This is a genomic window from Streptomyces sp. NPDC007084 (assembly GCF_040703595.1).
In the GTDB taxonomy this organism is placed as follows: domain Bacteria; phylum Actinomycetota; class Actinomycetes; order Streptomycetales; family Streptomycetaceae; genus Streptomyces.
This window is the reverse complement of record NZ_JBEYFY010000019.1, coordinates 24,888-41,832: the sequence shown is the minus strand read 5'-3', so window position 1 is coordinate 41,832 and position 16,945 is coordinate 24,888. Positions and strand designations below refer to the sequence as shown.

Below are 16,945 nucleotides of genomic sequence, written 5' to 3'. Positions count from 1 at the left end.
CACAGATGCCGGGGCCTCGTACCGCGCACCTCACACTGCGGTGCCCCCGCTCATGTACGGGCGCTTCCCTCCCGTCCGGCGTCCGCGCGAACCAGGTGCTTGCGCAGGAACGCGATCTCGGCCTCGACGGCCTTCTCGTGCGCCTCCAAGAAGGGAGCGTAGTGGCCGCCTTCGAGGTGCAGGACCTCGGAGTCGGGGGCGTCGTGTGCCACCCGCAGGGCCGGGCCGGGGAGTGTGCTGCGGTCCTGGTCGCCGACGACGACCAGCAGCGGGCACCGGATACGGGAGGCGTGCAGGCCGGGCCGGTAGCCGCCCATCTGGAGCGCGATCCGTGCGGCGACCGTGCGTTCCCAGCCCGTGTGACGGTGGTCGGGGTCGAGCGCGCGGTCGCCGTCCATCGCGTCGGCGGTGGTGAGCGAGGCGACGTCACCGCGTACCCCGGCGGTCGGGATCAGCAGCGGGGGACGGCCCACCAGGCTGCCGAGCGCGTCCGCGAGGGCCAGGCCGGTGAGCCGGAGTACGGCGGAGGGTGTCATGGCGCGCAGCGCGTTGGGGGCGAGGGCGCGGCCGTCCGCGACCGGCGACTGGGCGATCACCGAGGCCAGGCCCGGATCGTCGGCCGCCACCTGAAGGATGTGGCCGGCGCCGAGGGAGAAGCCCCAGAGGGAGATGCCCCCGGGGTCGACGTCGGGCAGCTCGCGCGCGAAGTCGATCGCGGCCTGCCAGTCGGCGCGCTGGTCGGCGAAGCGGACGACCTGGCGCGGGGTGCCGCCGCTCTCCCCGAAGTTCCGGTGGTCGAAGGCCAGGACGGCGAAGCCGGCGTCGTTGAACCGTCGGGCGAAGAGGTCCGACGCGGGCTCCTTCGTCACGGCGGTCCCGCCCGCCATGATCACGCAGCCGCCGTTGGTACCCGGATAGCGCCAGGCTGCGCACGTGGTGTCGCCGCTGGTGAAGCGTACTTTCTCGCGTCGGTCTGAGAGGGACACGGGAGCCTCCGTGGGTGAGTCGGCCGGTACGGGGTGGGTGGCGCGCGGTGCGTGACATCCATGTTTGGGCCGAGACCGCCGCCAGCGGCCGCGCGAGAGGCCGGAATGAGCGAAACTTGCCTTCATGGCAGACGTTTCGGCGGATTCCGTACTGAGCCTCACCGATCAGCGGCTGGTGGCGGCCCTCCAGTGGGACGGGCGTCTCAGCGCGGAGCGGGCGGCCAAGGTGCTGGATCTCAGCCCCGCCACCGTGCGGCGCCGCCTGCACGCGCTCACCGCGGACGGCACCGTGCGGGTGGTGATCTCACCGGTCGCGCGCCCCCGCAACGGAGGCTCGGCCGGCGCCCTGTTCCTGCGGATCAGGGTGCTGCGGGGCAAGCTCGACGCGATCGTGGCCGCGCTCGCGGCGCGCGAGGACATCCCGTTCATCGACGTCACCACCTCGGGTGACGAGATCTTCGCGGTGGCCCGGACGGAGCCGGGTTCCCGGGACCCGCTGGTGTTCCGGCAGTTGCCGGCGACCCAGGCGGTCACGTCCGTGGAGAGCGCGACGATCCTGCACGTCTTCCGGCTCACCTCGGAGTGGCGGCACGCCGTGCTGACACCGGCCGAGCGGGCCGCCCTTGCCCCGGCCGAACCGGACCCGGGGTCGTCGTCCGCCGGCTCCCCGGGCCCGTACGGTGTCGACACCGACCCGGTGGAACAGTCCCTCGTCGACGCTCTCGCCCCGGACGCCCGTCTCTCCGCCGCCGCCCTGGCCGCCCACACGGGCCACCCGGAGACGACGGTCCGCCGCCGGATCGCCCAACTGGCTTCTCAGGGACGTCTGGTGACGCAGGTTCTGGTCGACCCACGGCGTATCGGGCTGCCCATCGAGGCCAAGCTCCTGCTGCATGTGGCGCCCGACCATCTGGCCGCCGCCGGGCAGGCGCTGGCCGGTCATCCCGCCGTGCACGGCGCGTTCGCGACCTCCGGTCCCTCGAACCTGCACGCGGCGGCCTATTTCCCCGACCTCGACGCCCTCTACGGTTTCCTCTCCCGCGATCTGGTCGGCCTGGGGATCACCCACGTCGAGACGGCCATCGTCAGCCGCGCCGCCAAACGGACACCCCCGCTGGGCGCCGTACCGCCCTCCCCCGCGAACGCGCGGCGCCGGCAGCCGGCCCGCGCGGGGCAGGGCGGGAGCTGAGACAAGGACACGCTGGGCGTCTCTCCGGGGTACGGAACCCCGCATGATGGCGTCCATGCGGGTGGCGTACGGTCCGGCGGCGACCCCCGGAGGCGGCAGCGGCGTTGTGCAACGTGCCTGTCCACGATCACTCCCGAGAGGACGTTCCGTGCGCCGAACCCTGCTCCTGTCCTTCTGTGCTCTCGTCGCCGCCGCGGCGACCGGCTTCTTCACCACCAGCGCCATCCGCAACCGCTGACGTCCGGGCGCGTCCCGCGCACGCGCTCGGCCTCACCCCATCCCCGCGCAGCACCAGCCACAGACACCATCACCGCCACCACCGCCACCACCGCCACCGGGTGCACTCGGGTGGGGCAGCCTCCCGGCGCCCCACCCTCCCCGTCCGGGCTCCGGCCTCGGCAGCGCGTTCATGCCCGGCCGCGCGTCCAGGACGCCCAGAGTCCGGCGTACGTCCCTCCCGCCGCCCTCAGTTCGTCGGGGCTGCCCCGCTCGGCCACCCGCCCGTCGTCCATCACCACCACGAGGTCCGCGCCGGCCGCCTGCGAAAGACGGTGTGCGACAAGGACGGTGGTGCGTCCCTCGGTCGCGGCCAGGGCGGCCCGGTCGAGGGCCTGCGCGGCGTCGCTGCCCCCTTCGGCCGTCGCCTCGTCCAGGACCACCACGTCGGGGTCGAGCAAAAGGACCCGGGCCAGGGCGAGTTGCTCTACCTGACGTGCCGTCAACTCGGTCGCGCCCACGCCGACGACCGTGTCCACGCCGTCCGGAAGCGCGTCGACCCAGTCCGCGGCGCCCACCGCCGTGAGCGCCGCGTCGAGGTCGACGGCGGAGGCCGCGCGTCGCGCGAGCCGCAGGTTGTCGGCCACGGTGCCGATGAAGAGGTGGTGTTCCTGTGTCACGAGCGCGATGTCACGGCGCCCGTCGGGGCGGGGCGCGGCCAGGCCGCTCGTGGGGGTGTCGCCCAGCGTCACGCTGCCCGCGTGGGGTGAACGCAGTCCGGCGATCAGCGTCGCCAGCGTGGACTTGCCCGATCCGGTCGTGCCGACGATGGCGACGCGCTGTCCGGCGACGACATCGAGGTCGACTCCGCGCAACACCTCGGGCCCGTCTCCGTACCGGTGGCGGACGCCGCGCACGCTCAGCGTCTCCCCCGCCCTCGGAAGGAACTCCTGCCGAGGGAGCGCCTGCGGAGCGGCGGGCTTCGCGGAGGGTTCCCCGGGCTGTCGGCCGGCGGGCGGCGGGGCGTTCGTGGTGACGCCGACGACTCGGGCGAGACCGGCGGTCGCCTGCTGGACGCTGTCGAAGGTGCCGAGCGCCGTGTTGACCGGGTCGAACAGTCCGACGAAGAACAGGGCGGCCGTCGTGGCGGCGCCGACATCGGCCGCGCCGGAGTGGACGAGCGCGTACGCGATGAGGAGGATCGCGCCCAGGCCGGTGAACTCGGCCGCGTTCAGGCGGCCGTAGAAGCGGGTCGCCGCCCGTGTGACGTCGAACTCGTAGCCCATCGACTCGGCGGAGGCGGCCTCGACGCGGACTTGGCGGCCGGGGCCGAGGCGCAGCGCCCGCAGCGTGGGCAGTGCCGTGAACGCTCCCAGCAGGGCCGAGGCGCGACGCCCGTCGGCCGTCCGGCCGGCCGCGTACAGGGGCCCGGAGGCACGCAAGTACCAGCGCAGAGTGTGCAGTTGGATGGGCACGGCGAGGAGTCCGGCGAGGGCGAAGCGCCAGTCGAGCGCGGCCAGTCCGAGGAGGGTCGCGGCGATCGTCAGGGTCGCGGCGGCGAAGTCGCCCAGCGCGCCGGACGCGGCGGCGGAGACGCGTTCGACGTCTCCGGATACGCGGGCGACGAGGTCCCCGGTGCCGCCCGCCTCCACGGCGTCGACGGGCAGGGCCACGGCCGCGGCGACGGCGTCCTCGCGCAGCCGGCCGGCCACGGGCAGTACGACGCTTGCCAGCAGGACGGTCGCGGCCCACCCGGTCACGGCGGCACCCGCGACGGCCGCGACCAGCAGCAGAACCGGGACGGTGAGCGTGCCGAGGCCCCGGCCGTCGACCACGGCCTGGGTGATCTCGCCGGTGACGGCGGGACCGGCGAGTGTGAGAGCACTGTCGAGGACGAGCGTCGCGACGGCGGCCGCCAGCAGCCGCCACCGCCCACGCAGGGCCCCGCGCAGATAGGACCAGGTCTGACGCCGTGTCGCAACGGGCAGCAGCACAGGGGCAGTTGGCGTGGTCGTCATCGGGTTGCCGCCTTTCCCGGCGCCGGACGATGGGCCGCGCGGTCGGGAAGCGCGCCGGTTTCGCCGGCCTCGGCGTGGTGCGCCGGAGGTGTTCCGTCTGCCGCGTCCGACCCCTCCGTCCCGTCCGTCGGGGGGACATGGACGACCTGGTCGCAGCGGGCGAGCCAGGCGGGGCTGCTGGTGATGACGAGGGTGGTGCGACCGGCCCGCGCGGCGCGGACGCGGGCCGCTATCACGTCCTCCGTCGCCGCGTCCACGGCCGTGGTGGGGTCGTGCAGGACGAGGACCGGCGGCCGGGCGGCCAGGGCGCGGCCGAGCGCGATCCGCTGCCGCTGGCCACCGGACAGGGTCTCGCCGCGGTCGCCGACCGACGTGTCCGCACCGTACGCGACGGTGGCGACGACCTGATCGGCGAGGGAGGCGTGGGCCGCCTCGGCCACGGCGGTGCGGTCATCGGTCAGAGCGCTCAGGTTGTCGGCGATGGTGCCGGGCAGCAGGACCGGCTCGTGGTGACAGACGAGGACGGTGGCACGCAGGTGGTCGAGCGGCAGCGCGCGGAGGTCGGCGGCCCCGACCTGGACGCTTCCGCTCGCCGGATCGCCCTCACGCGCCAGCAGTTGAGCGACCGCGACGGCCACGGCGGGGTCGTCGCACGCCAGCCCCGTCATGGTCCCGCCGGGCACGGACCAGTGCGCACGGAGTCCACCGGGCAACTCGGCGCCGTCGAACCGAAGTTCAGGGGCCGGGAGGGAGGCGCTCGTGAGCGGCGGTTCGGCCGGGAGGCCCCCGAGGGACGGGCCGCTGCCCGGCGCCGGGGCTACGGGTGGGGTCGCCCCGTCCGCTCCCGCCCCAACAGCCGCCGCACCGAAGGTCCCGGCGGCACTCACCGCCTCGGCGCACTCAGTCCCGAAGGCCCGGGGCGCGGCGCTCACCGCCTCTGCGCCCCCGGCCCCGACGGCTCGGAGCCCGGCGTTCGCCGCCTCGGAGGACCCGGCCCCGGCGGCACACGTCTTGGCGGTCGCCGCCTCGGCGCCACACGTCTTGCCGGTCGCCGCCCCCTCCGACGATCCACCGACAGCCGTCGCCGCTCTCTTGGCCGTCGCCACCCCGGTCATCCCCCCTTCGGCCTCCGGCGCCCCTTCCGCCCGCGCCTCGGCCGCCGCCGCCCCGACCGTTGACGTCCCGACCGTCGCTGTCCCGACCGTTGACGCCCCGACCGTCGCCGTCCCGCTCGCGCTGTCCGAGGCCTGCGTCGGCCTCCCGGTGGACGCGGACGCGGTGGCCGACTCCAGATCCGTCACGGCCGCGGGCGTGTTGAGGATCTCGTGGATGCGGGCGGCGGAAGCCAGGGCGCGGGCGTGGCCAGCCGGCACGGCGGAGACCACCCGCATCGGTCCGATCACGAACCGCGCGAGCCCGAGGACCGCGATGAGCTGGCCCAGGCCGATACGCCCGTCGAGGGCGAGGCCGCCCGCGACGGCGGTGACCGCGCACAGGTACAGGCCCGTCAGCAGTACGCCCACGGACGTCAGAGCGGCCTCGGCGGACACGGCGGCCCGCCCGGCGCGTACGGCGTCCCGGCTCACGCGGGCGTAGTCGGCGGCGACCGCCCGCTCGGCTCCGATCCCCTTGAGCACCCGCAGGCCCCGGACGAGGTCCTCGGCGAGCGCCGTCGCCCGGGCCTGCTGGGCCTGTTCGGCACCACTCCTGCGGCGCAGCACGCGTGCGAGGCGGTTCTGCGCGAGAAGCAGGACGGCCGTGCCGGCCACGACGAGCGCGCCGAGCCCGACGGAGATCCTCAGCAGCAGGACCGCCGCGCCGAGCAGCACGACCGTCGCGGCCACCGTGGTGGCGAGGGTGCGGGCGAAGACGCCCACGCGTTCGGCGTCGCCGGACGCGCGGCCGAGCAACTCGCCCGGCGGCAGCCGTACTCCGCCGGCCGGCCGCAGTACCCGCTCGACCAGCGCCAGCCGCACCTGGTGTTCGATGTGCTGCCGGGCCCGTACGGATGCCCGGGCGCCGAACCGGTACGACAGGGACAGCAGCAGGAAATCCGCGGCCAGCAGCCCGAGTCGCCAGGCCAGGGAGCCGGGTGTGCCGTCGCGGACGGCGGTGCCGACCGTCGCGCCGACGAGCACCGGGACCAGCGCCTCGCCCAGTTGGTGCGTGCTGAACAGCAGTGACGCGAGCGCCACATCACGGCGGCGCCCGCGCAGGGACCGCCACAGCAGCGCCCGGGGCGAGCCGGCCGGAGGCGGAACCGGGGCGGGAGGCGTGGGGTGCGCGGCTGGTGCGGTGGGGCGGCGGGCCAGGGCGGGTGCGGTCACCTCGTTACGTTAGGGTCGCCTTACTTTTGACGTAAACAGAGCAGGGCGCCAGCGTATGTCGCGTACCAGCCACCGGGCCCGCCGGAGGTCGGGGTCTCGGCCGGAGGTCGGGGTCTCGGCCGGAGGCCGGAATCTCGCCCGAGGCCGGAATCTCGGACGGCCGGGGCGGCGCGTGAGCGGGGGGCGGGGAGGCCGGGCATGACACAGGACACCACGATCGACCTCGAACGGTTCGAGATGGCGCGCGGCCAGACCTTCCAGCACCACGTCCACGACGAGCACCAACTCGCCTGGGCCAGTACCGGCGTGGTGATGGTCGACATCCAGGACCGTTGCTGGGTGCTGCCGCCGCATCTGGCGCTGTGGATACCGGGCGGTCTGCGGCACGCCACGGCGGCGCTGCGGGAGTCGGTGCTCCAGGGCATCTACCTCGACCCCGTGACCTGCCCGCTGGCGTGGACACGCCCGACGGTGCTCGCCGTGTCCCCGCTCGCCCGTCATCTGATCGCCTATCTCGCCGGGGATCTACAGCCGGTGGCCCGCGCGCACGCCGAGGCGGTACTGCTGGAAGTACTGCGCCCCGCGGGCGGCACCGTGTTCGAGCTGCCGCTGCCCGCCGACCCGCGGGCCCGGGAGGTCGCCGCGCTGCTGCTGGCGGACCCCGCCGACGGGCGCGGGCTCGCCGAGCTGGCCCACGCGGTCGGCTCCAGTGCGCGCACCCTGCTGCGGCTGTTCGTCGCCGAGACCGGGATGACGTTCAACCAGTGGCGCGTGCACGCCCGTCTCCAGGCCGCGCTCACGCATCTCGCCGAGGGCACGCCGGTCGGCCGGGTCGCCGCGCGGGTCGGCTACGCGACGCCCAGCGCGTTCGTCGCCGCGTTCCGCCGCCTGACCGGCTCCACGCCCGCCGCCTACATCGCCGGATCACTGGATGAGACGGGCGGACTGAATGAGACGGGCGGATTGGATGAGGCAGGCGGATTGGGTGAGACAGGCGGATTGGGTAGGAAAGGTGAAACGGATGGGGCGGTCGAAGTGGACGAGGCGAGTGAACTGGACGAATCGGGCGGAGCGGTATGACGACCACCCACTCACCACTTCTCCGCCCTCCCCGCCATGGCGGATGGGCGACATGGGATGGCGTCTGACCGGCTTGTCGCGCTCGCCGGGGCACTTGTACGTTAATTAGGCAAGGCTTAGCTAACTCACCGCCGGTTCCTTGCGTCGGCAGTCACGTCGCCAGGGAGCACAATGGGCACCACCAGCATGAGCGCCACCGGTGTGGTGGCCGCGCCCGGCGACGGGGGTGACGGCCCCGGCAGCCGGGCGGCCGGCGAGCGACGAAGATCCCGGGGCCTCGCGACCCGCCTGGCCGGACTGCTCGCCGCCTCGGGACTGCTGCTCCTGGTCACCGTGTTGAGCGTGGCCGTCGGCGCCAAGGCCATCCCGCCCGGCGAGGTGCTGCGCGCCCTGTTCCACGACCGGACCTCGCTGGACGCCACGGTGGTCCTCGACCTCCGCCTCCCCCGTACGCTGCTCGGCGTCGCCGTCGGGGCCGCGCTGGGGCTCGCGGGCGTCCTGATGCAGGCCCTGACCCGCAATCCGCTCGCCGACCCGGGCATCCTCGGCGTCAGCATGGGCGCGTCGGCCGCCGTGGTCGTCGCCATCGCGCTGTGGCGCACCACCGATCCGTCGGTCGGCGTGTGGTTCGCCTTCGTGGGCGCCGGTGTCGCCGCCACGCTCGTCCATCTGCTCGGCTCGCGGGGGCGGTCGGGCCCGGCGCCGGTCAGGCTGGCCCTCGCGGGCACCGCGATCAGCGCCGTGCTCAGCGCGCTGATCTCCGTCGTCACCCTGCTGCGGCCCGACGTGTTCGACCAGTTCCGCTTCTGGGGCGTCGGCTCGCTCGCCGGACTGCCGCTCTCCGTCCTCGACCAGATGCTTCCCTTCCTCGGCGCCGGCGCGCTGCTCGCGCTCGGCCTGTCCGGTTCGCTCAACGCGCTGGCCCTCGGCGACGAGACGGCCCGCGCGCTCGGCACCGGCGTCCGCCGCACCCGCGTCCTCGGCATGGTCGCCGTCACCCTGCTGTGCGGGGCGGCGACGGCCGCCGTCGGCCCGATCGCCTTCATCGGGCTGGCCGTTCCGCATCTGGCGCGCGCCGTCACGGGCCCGGACCACCGGTGGCTGATGCCGTACGCGATGGTGCTCGGGGCGGCCCTGCTGGTCGGGTCGGACGTGCTCGGCCGCGTCGTCGCGCCGCCCGGCGAGATCCAGGCCGGCATCGTCACGGCCTTCGCCGGGGCCCCCGTCTTCATCGCGCTGGTCCGCCGACGCAGGATCGCCGAACTGTGATCACGCCGACCCCCTCGTCATCCGCGCGCACCGGCCGCGGCGCCTCCTCCGCATCCGCGCACACCGACCACAGCACCTCCTCCCCATCCGCGCGCACGGGCCGCGGCGCCTCTTCCCCATCCGCGCGCGCCGGCCGCGGCGCCTCGTCCGCGTCCCCGCGCACCGGACACAGCGACTTCCCCGCGTCCCCGCGTACGGGCCACGGCACCGTGCTGCCCGGCCAGGTGCTGCGGCTCCGTGGCGGCCGTCTCTCGCTGCGCTGGCGGCCCCGTACGACGGCGGTGTGCCTGCTGCTCGGTGTGGCGTGCCTGGTGGTCGGCGCGCTCGCCCTGACCACCGGCACCTACCGGGTCCCGCTCTCCGGAGTCGTCGCCTGTCTGCTCGGACACGGCTCCGGGGCGGACTCGTTCATCGTCGTCAGCCTGCGGCTGCCGCGTCTGGTCTGCGCCCTGCTAGCGGGCGCCGCGCTCGGCATGAGCGGGGCGGTGTTCCAGAGCATGTCCCGCAACCCGCTCGGCAGCCCGGACATCGTCGGCTTCACCAGCGGCGCGGCGACCGGTGCCGTGCTCCAGATCATGCTGTTCCACGGAGGCCCGTACGCCACCGCCGTCGCCGCCGTCGCGGGCGGTCTGGCCACCGCGCTGATCGTCGGTCTGCTCTCCGCCGGACGCGGGGCCGCCGTGGGCTACCGGATCGTGCTCGTCGGGATCGGCGTCAGCGCGATGCTCACCTCGCTGACGGCGTGGCTGCTGACCCGGGCCAGCCTGTACGAGGCGCAGGACGCGCAGATCTGGCTGATCGGCAGCCTCAACTCGGTCACCTGGTCCGTCGTCACCCCACTGGCCGCCGCCCTCGCGGTGCTGGTGCCCTGTACGGTCCTGGCCTCCCGCGCGCTGAACTGGCTGGAGCTCGGGGAGGACACGGCACGCGGCCTCGGCGTGCCAGTCGGCCGGGCCCGGCTGGTCCTGGCCGTGCTCGCCACGGCACTGGCCGCCGCGACGACCGCCGCGGTGGGCCCCATCACCTTCGTCGCCCTGGCCGCACCCCATCTGTGCCGCCGGCTGGTCCGCCCCCCGGGCGCGCTGGTCGTACCGGCGGCCTTCATGGGCGCCCTGCTGCTGCTCACGAGTGACTACGCCGCCGGGCGGGTGCTGCCCGGAACCGAGTTGCCGGTCGGCGCGATGACCGGCGTGCTGGGCGGGCTCTATCTGTGCCGGCTCCTCCTCGGGCGGAGGGCGAGCCGACCGTGAACCGTCTCTTCCCGGCCGCCCGGAGCCGGCGTCCCCCGCCGACGCGCGAGCCGTTATCCCCCGCCGGCCCCTGACCGCGCCGCCGGACGCCTTCACCACGGCGAACTCCGTTCGTCCACGCGTACCTACCTAGACGCGTACCTACCTAGGCCCTGTCGTCCGCGCGTACAGCGCTCACCGTTCCCGCGTACAGCGCTCACCGTCCGCACGCATCTTCCGCGCACCGTCCGCGCTCACTCCGCCCGGCCTCCCCGCGTACCCCGCCCGTCGTCCTCGCGTACCCCACTCGCCCGGTCGCCGCCACCGCTACCGCTACCGCCCCACCGCTACCACCCCACCGCTGCTCACCACCTACCTCTCACCGCCGCCGCCTCCGTACCGGCCCACCCACCAGGGTTCTCCGGTTCGGCCCGGCGCGCCGCACTCCCACTCCAAGGACACACCATGCCCAGTACGACCCTCCGGCGTCCCCGCGCCACCGAACCCCGCCGCGGTCTCGCCCCGTTCGGACAGCCCACCCGGCGGGGCCTGCTCGCCGGCGGACTCGGGGCGGCCGCCCTCCTCGGTCTCACCGCGTGCGGCTCCGACTCGTCGGCCTCGTCCGGTCCGTCCGGTCCGTCCGGCGGTGACGCCTGGTCGTTCACCGACGACCGTGGCCGCACGGTGAGGCTGCCGCACCGGCCGAAGCGGATCGCGTTCCTCACCGACACCGTGGGCGCCGCGCTGTGGGCCACCGGTCTGCGGCCGGTCGCGGCGACCGACTCGGGGCAGGGCATCGTCTCGGCGGTGAAGCCGGACTGGTCCGGGGTGACGAAGATCTACTCCGCCGACAAGGGCGTCCGGCTCGAAGCGCTCGCGCAGGCCCGCCCGGACCTGCTGATCGACGCGGTACAGCCGGACGGCACCCTCCAGGTGGCCTCGGAACTCTCCCAAGTCACCAAGATCGCGCCGGTGGTGGGCCTGAGCACCTACGCGTCGATCGAGGAGATCGCCGGCACCGCCGACCGGCTCACCCGCTCCCTCGGTGTCCGGCTCACCGACGCCGACGCCAAGTCCCGCTACCAGCAGGCGAGTACACGCCTGAAAAAGGCGATCGCGGCCAACCCTGACCTCCGGGTCGGCTTCGTCTTCGGCATCGACAAGAACACCATCGGCGTGATGAACCCCAAGACCTGGTCCGTGCTGAAGACGGCGCGCGCGCTCGGCATGGACCTGGTGCCGGTGCCCGGCGGCGCCGACAACACCTATAGCCAGGCGGTGAGTTGGGAGAACGTGCCGTCCATCCCGGCCGACCTGCTGGTCTGGGCGGTCGCGGACCCGCTGCCCGACAACTCCGTGTGGAAGCGCACACCGGCGGTGCGCGCCGGACAGCTCTGGAAGCCCGAACTCGCCTCGTGGTACGCCTACAACTGGGAGAACTTCACCGTCCTGCTCGACGGTCTCGCCACCCACGTCCGCTCCGCCCGCGCCGGCGTCGGACCGCACGCCGCGGCCTGAGCCCGCCTCGCCGCCCCAACTCCTCCCGCTCTCAAGGGGCTTCGGCCCCCTCACCCCAGGATCAGTCGTGACCTCCGTACCCTCCCCTGCCCCCGTACCCTCCCCTGCCCTCGCCCGCTCACCTGCCCTCGTCCGCCCCGGCGCGCCCGCCCGGCGCATGCGTGCGCTGCGCCCGGCCGTCCTCGGTGTCGCCCTCGCCGTCACCCTCACCGCCTGCGGCTCCTCGTCCGGCACGGCCGGCGGTTCCCGCGACAAGTCGACGAGTACCCGGGTGGTCTCGACGGCCCACGGCAAGGTGACCGTCCCCGCGCACCCGCTGCGGATCGTGTCGGTGCACTCATGGTCCACGGAGTCCCTCTTCGACCTGGGACTCAAGCCCGTCGGCGTCGAGAACAGCGGGGCGAACTACGTGCCGCCGCGCTACCTCAAAGGCTGGAAGGCCACCGCGAAGGTGACGACCGGCGCCGACATCGACTACGAGAAGATCGCCTCGCTGAAGCCGGACCTGATCGTCGGCGTGGACGTGCCCTACCTCTCCAAGGCGTACGAGAAGCTGTCGGCCATCGCCCCGACCGCGTTCTCCTCGTTCGGCGAGAACTCCGGCTGGACCGAGTTCCCGGACGCCACGGCCGCGTTCGTGAACCGGACGGCGCGGCTCGCCACACTGAAGAAGGAGTACGCCGACCGCATCACTGCCGTGCGGAACGCCCACCGGTCGGCGCTGGCCAAGAGCCGCTGGGACGTCGTCCAGGGCGGTTTCGACAACGGCAACTACTGGATCTACGGCCCCGGTTCGGCGGTCGGCGAGATCCTCGGCAAGCTGGGTGTGCGGTTCGCTTCGGCGACCGCGTCGGTCGCCGCGGGGGACACGAAGTCGGTGTCGTACGAGCGGGCGGACCTGCTGAAGGACGCCGACTACGTCATCTACTACACGAACAACGACGGCTCCCCCGCCAACAACATCCAGAAGCTCTTCGGCCTGAAGACGTTCAAGAGCCTGCCGGCCGCGAAGAACGGCCATCTGGTCGGCACCGCCGACTTCCTCCCGGGCTCGTACCGGGACGCCCTGGGCGTGGTCGACAGCATCGAGACCGCACTGAAGGCGAAGCGGGGCTGAGCGGCGGGCGGAGCGGTCACGGCCGGACCGCCCCGCCCCCGCCGGCCGCCTCCGGCCCGGGCCGACCGGCCAGGTCAGCGCGGCCCGAACCGGCCCGCTTCAGGTCAGCTCGACTCAGCCCGGTCCGCTTCAGGTCAGCCCAACTCAGCCCCGTCCGGCTCAGGTCAGCCCAACTCAGCCCGGTCCGGCTCAGGTCAGCAGGCGGCCCGTGTGGGAGAGGCGCCGGGCCTCCGACAGCAGGGCGTGGATCTGCGGCCCCACGTGATCGATGTGCCGTACCGGCGTCTTGAACGGGAGGCGGACGTCGCGGTGGGTGCGCCGGTACTCCAGACGCAGCGTCAGACCGTAGCGGTCGACCCCCGCCGGCAGGGCGCGCAGTACTCCGCCGTCCGGGACCGGGCGGACCAGGCGCAGCAGCAGGGGGACGAGTTCCGCGTGCTCGTCGACGAGATGGGTCAGCATGCCCGCCTCGCTCGTCGCCAGCGGATCAGGCTCGGTCGCCTCCAGTTCGCGCAGGGTCACGTACGAGCGTCCCGAGGCGTCCTCGATCACACCCTGCCCGAACTCCATGCAGGTGCTCTCGGTGGAGGCGGGGTCGTACGGCTCGGCCAGCAGGCCGGTCAGGGTGACGCGGGCGCGCAGCCGGTCGCGTACGGGGGTGGGGGCGATGTCGGTGAGTTCCAGCCGGACCGGGACCCGGCCGCCCTTCGCGGTTCCCGCACCCGCGTCCGCGGCCGCGCCGGTGCCCTCGAAGGGTGCGTGCAGGTGGAAGTGGCCCATGGCGCCGGAGCCGTCGAGCCGCCGGACCTCGGTGTGCCGCCCGTCGCAGACCACCGTCATGGAGTGGGCGGCGGCCAGGATCGAGCGGACGCGCTCGACGGCTGTCGGCGCACTGGCACGGCTAGGGGAACGACGCATCCGGGCCTCCGGGATGAGCGAGTAACTTAGGTATGCCTAACCTAACCTATCTGAGGGTTCCGGCGGCCCGGAACGCCGCCATCCACCGGCCGTGGCCCGCCGGATAGACTCCGCCCGAGATCATCCAGGTGACGGGGAGTCCGGATCATGCCGCAGAGCCGCGCGACCGCCCGGACCAGGCACCCGAGGCACGAACGGCGGGGCGAGGCCCGGCTGCCCGGAGTGCTCGCCACCCTCATCGCCATCGCCCTCTACCTCGCGCTGCCGCAGCAGTTGCTCATCGCCCCGCGCTATGTGCTGCCCACGCTGGAGGTCCTGCTGCTGGTGCCGCTCATCGCGATCAACCCGCGGCGGCTGACCCGGCAGACCCGGATGTTCCGCGTCCTTTCGCTGACCCTCGTGGCCGTCATCGCGGTGAGCAATCTCGTCGCTCTCGGCATCCTCATCAACGAGTTGGTGTACGCCGGAGTGAAGGACGGCCGCGATCTGCTGGTGGCCGCGCTCCAGGTCTGGCTGACCAACATCATCGTCTTCGGCCTGGCGTTCTGGGAGCTGGACCGGGGCGGTCCGGTCAGCCGCACCCAGCTCCCGCGCGCCGAACTCCCGCTGGCCGACTTCCGGTTCTCGCAGGACGAGAACGACGACGCGGTCGAGGAGGTCGCCGACGGGGCGAGCGGAACCTCCGACTGGGTGCCCACGCTGGTCGACTACCTCTACGTCTCCGTCACGAACTCGACGGCGTTCAGCCCGACCGACACCATGCCGCTCACCAGCCGGGCCAAGATCATGATGAGCGTCGAGAGCGTCTCGGCGCTCCTCACCTCGCTCCTGGTCATCGCCCGGGCCGTGAGCATCCTGCACTGATCGCGTCCTGATCCCGCCCGCGCCGGTTGAACCGACCGCACCGACCGCACCGACCGCACCGACCGCACCGACCGCCGTCTCCCCGGCCCCCGTCGGCCCGCCTTCCCAGCCCGCGTCAGTCCTTCTTCGCGGCCTTCTCCGCCCGCGCGTCCGCGTCCCCCGGGGCACTCATCCGCAGCGTCATGGGGATGACGAGCCACCACAGGAGATAGAACGCGGCGACACCCGCGACGATCCAGGGCACGTAACCGTCGTCGTGCGTGGCCGCGCGCAGCACGAGCAGCAGCGCCGAGACCATCGTGAGCAGGAGCAGGGACAGGCCGAGGAGAGTGAGCCGGGAGGCCCAGGCGACCGCCTGCGGCTTGACGAGGCGGCCGGAGAGGATCCGGTGGAACGCCACGGGCCCGATCAGCGCCCCGGTGGCGGTGGCCCCGAGGACGACCGTCACCATGTAGAGCGTCTGGTCCTGGTCCGAGAGCTGCCGGTAGGCGGGCGTGAAGACCACGGTCAGCAGGAAGCCGAAGAGGATCTGTACGCCGGTCTGCGCCACCCGGATCTCCTGGAGCAGGTCGCCCCACATCCGGTCGGCGCGCTCCTGCGGGGTCTCGTCCCGCCCGTCGTCCGGTCTGGCGTCCCGCTGCTCGCTCACGCGGTCTCCCCTCTCCCCGGGGGTGTCCCGGCCGCGCGGCCGCACCCCCTGAAGTGCGTACAGATGGACCTTCGAGTACCCCGAGCGCGCGCCCTCTCACCAGCCCGTTCCGATGTGCGCCCCTACGAGCCGCGCGCCGAGGCCGTCCGGCGCAGCGGGCCGTGGAGCCGGACACGTCCGCCGGCTTCCGCCGCATGGCGCGGACCTCCCTGGGTACCCCGAGGTCTTCACCCACCCCCTGACGAGAGGAACCACGTGCCGAAGAAGAACATCTTCGTGATCGGTCTGGACGAGGCGAACCTGCCCACGCTGACCGCGGTGCCCGGCGCCGACGAGCTGACGTTCCACCGCCTGCTGACCATCGAGGAGCTGCAGGGCGGCGAGGTGTCGGTGGCGGAGCTGCTGGAGAAGGCGCAGGGCGTGCTGGACGCCTTCGACGGGACGATCGACGCGATCGTCGGCTACTGGGACTTCCCCGTCAGCACCCTGGTGCCCATGCTGAGCGAGCGGTACGGCACGCGCAGCACCAGCCTGGAGTCGGTGGTCAAGTGCGAGCACAAGTACTGGAGCCGGCTCGAACAGGAGAAGGTGACCGACCGGCATCCGCGGTTCGGCCGGGTCGACCTGACCGCCGAGAAGCCGTCCCCGCCGGAGGGCATGAGCTTCCCGATGTGGGTGAAGCCGGCGCTGTCCTATTCGTCGGAACTGGCCTTCGGCGTCGACGACATCACCGAGTTCCGTGAGGCGGTGGCGGACATCCAGGGGGGCATCTCCCGGGTCGGCCGCCCCTTCGAGTACGTCCTCGACCGGCTGGCGCTGCCGCCGGAGATGGACGGGGTCGGCGGCGAGGTGTGTCTGGCCGAGGAGGAGATGTCCGGCATCCAGGTCGCCGTCGAGGGCTACGCCGACCAGGGGGAGGTCACCGTCTACGGCGCGCTGGACTCGATCAACTACCCGGACTCCTCCTGCTTCCTGCGCCACCAGTACCCCTCGACGCTCCCCGAGCCCGCGATCGAGGAGCTGCACGACGTGACCCGGCGGGTGATGAAGCAGATCGGCATGGAGGCGGCGACGTTCAGCGTCGAGTACTTCTACGACCCGCACACCGGGCGGATCAGCCTGCTGGAGATCAACCCGCGGCACTCGCAGTCGCACGCCGAGCTGTTCCAGTACGTGGACGGCGTGCCCAACCACCACGCCATGGTGAGCCTCGCCCTCGGCCGCGACCCCCGGATGCCGCACCGGGCCGGGCGGTACGCGATGGCCGCGAAGTGGTACCACCGCTGGTTCGCCGACGGGGTCGTGCACAACGTTCCCGGCCACGACGACCTGCGCCGCATCGAGCGGGAGATACCGGGTACGCGCATCGACATCGTGCCCTCCGAGGGTTCGCGGCTCTCCGAGCTGCCCGGCCAGGACAGCTACAGCTATGAGCTGGCCCACATCTTCACCGGCGGCGACAGCGAGGAGGAGCTGCGGGAGAAGTACGACCGGTGCGTGGCCGCTCTCGGGCTGACGTTCGACGAGACGGCGCCGGGCGGCCGTGCCGAGAAGAACGGCTGAGC

At 73.4% G+C, this 16,945-nt stretch carries 14 protein-coding genes; 8 read left to right on the top strand and 6 right to left on the bottom strand.

Annotation, left to right across the window (positions count from 1 at the left end):
* Positions 1-50 precede the first annotated feature (50 nt).
* Positions 51-986 (bottom strand): alpha/beta hydrolase, encoded by a 936-nt coding sequence (locus AB0912_RS17880; RefSeq protein WP_366700646.1) that lies wholly within the window; start codon positions 984-986, stop codon positions 51-53.
* 124 nt (positions 987-1,110) lie between these two features.
* Here AB0912_RS17880 and AB0912_RS17875 point away from each other — a divergent pair, with 124 nt between their 5' ends.
* Positions 1,111-2,175, top strand: a complete 1,065-nt coding sequence (locus AB0912_RS17875) for an Lrp/AsnC family transcriptional regulator (protein ID WP_366700644.1) — start codon at positions 1,111-1,113, stop codon at positions 2,173-2,175.
* A 407-nt stretch (positions 2,176-2,582) separates the two neighbouring features.
* Here the strand turns inward: AB0912_RS17875 and AB0912_RS17870 are convergent, their stop codons facing one another.
* Positions 2,583-4,409 (bottom strand): ABC transporter ATP-binding protein, encoded by a 1,827-nt coding sequence (locus AB0912_RS17870; RefSeq protein WP_366700642.1) that lies wholly within the window; start codon positions 4,407-4,409, stop codon positions 2,583-2,585.
* Positions 4,406-6,736 (bottom strand): ABC transporter ATP-binding protein, encoded by a 2,331-nt coding sequence (locus AB0912_RS17865; RefSeq protein WP_366700640.1) that lies wholly within the window; start codon positions 6,734-6,736, stop codon positions 4,406-4,408. The genes AB0912_RS17870 and AB0912_RS17865 overlap by 4 nt, the downstream gene beginning before the upstream one ends.
* 198 nt (positions 6,737-6,934) lie before the next feature.
* Here AB0912_RS17865 and AB0912_RS17860 point away from each other — a divergent pair, with 198 nt between their 5' ends.
* From AB0912_RS17860 to AB0912_RS17840, 5 genes are all read left to right on the top strand, one after another.
* Positions 6,935-7,816 carry a helix-turn-helix transcriptional regulator gene (locus AB0912_RS17860; protein WP_366700638.1) on the top strand — a complete coding sequence of 294 codons (882 nt, stop codon included), beginning with the start codon at positions 6,935-6,937 and terminating at the stop codon, positions 7,814-7,816.
* A gap of 171 nt (positions 7,817-7,987) precedes the next feature.
* The gene (locus tag AB0912_RS17855; RefSeq protein WP_366700636.1) at positions 7,988-9,085 is read left to right on the top strand and encodes an iron chelate uptake ABC transporter family permease subunit; all 1,098 of its coding nucleotides are present in this window, start codon (positions 7,988-7,990) and stop codon (positions 9,083-9,085) included.
* Positions 9,082-10,335: an iron chelate uptake ABC transporter family permease subunit gene (locus AB0912_RS17850; RefSeq protein WP_366700634.1), complete on the top strand. Its 1,254-nt coding sequence runs from the start codon at positions 9,082-9,084 to the stop codon at positions 10,333-10,335. Before AB0912_RS17855 ends, AB0912_RS17850 begins: the two co-directional genes overlap by 4 nt.
* 444 nt (positions 10,336-10,779) lie before the next feature.
* Positions 10,780-11,832, top strand: a complete 1,053-nt coding sequence (locus tag AB0912_RS17845; RefSeq protein ID WP_366700632.1) for an ABC transporter substrate-binding protein — start codon at positions 10,780-10,782, stop codon at positions 11,830-11,832.
* Positions 11,833-11,899: 67 nt separating this feature from the next.
* Entirely contained in the window at positions 11,900-12,949 is a 1,050-nt protein-coding gene (locus AB0912_RS17840; protein ID WP_366700630.1) for an ABC transporter substrate-binding protein, read from the top strand.
* 16 nt (positions 12,950-12,965) lie between these two features.
* Here AB0912_RS17840 and AB0912_RS17835 read toward each other — a convergent pair whose 3' ends face one another.
* The gene (locus AB0912_RS17835) at positions 12,966-13,097 is read right to left on the bottom strand and encodes a hypothetical protein (RefSeq protein ID WP_366700808.1); all 132 of its coding nucleotides are present in this window, start codon (positions 13,095-13,097) and stop codon (positions 12,966-12,968) included.
* 41 nt (positions 13,098-13,138) lie between these two features.
* Positions 13,139-13,867 (bottom strand): DUF2470 domain-containing protein, encoded by a 729-nt coding sequence (locus AB0912_RS17830; RefSeq protein WP_366700628.1) that lies wholly within the window; start codon positions 13,865-13,867, stop codon positions 13,139-13,141.
* Between the two features lie 147 nt (positions 13,868-14,014).
* Between AB0912_RS17830 and AB0912_RS17825 the strand changes: the two genes are divergently transcribed.
* Positions 14,015-14,731 carry a hypothetical protein gene (locus tag AB0912_RS17825; RefSeq protein ID WP_366700626.1) on the top strand — a complete coding sequence of 239 codons (717 nt, stop codon included), beginning with the start codon at positions 14,015-14,017 and terminating at the stop codon, positions 14,729-14,731.
* A gap of 115 nt (positions 14,732-14,846) precedes the next feature.
* Here the strand turns inward: AB0912_RS17825 and AB0912_RS17820 are convergent, their stop codons facing one another.
* Positions 14,847-15,380: a DUF6328 family protein gene (locus AB0912_RS17820; RefSeq protein WP_366700624.1), complete on the bottom strand. Its 534-nt coding sequence runs from the start codon at positions 15,378-15,380 to the stop codon at positions 14,847-14,849.
* Between the two features lie 255 nt (positions 15,381-15,635).
* Between AB0912_RS17820 and AB0912_RS17815 the strand changes: the two genes are divergently transcribed.
* Positions 15,636-16,943 (top strand): ATP-grasp domain-containing protein, encoded by a 1,308-nt coding sequence (locus AB0912_RS17815; RefSeq protein WP_366700622.1) that lies wholly within the window; start codon positions 15,636-15,638, stop codon positions 16,941-16,943.
* Positions 16,944-16,945: the final 2 nt, after the last annotated feature.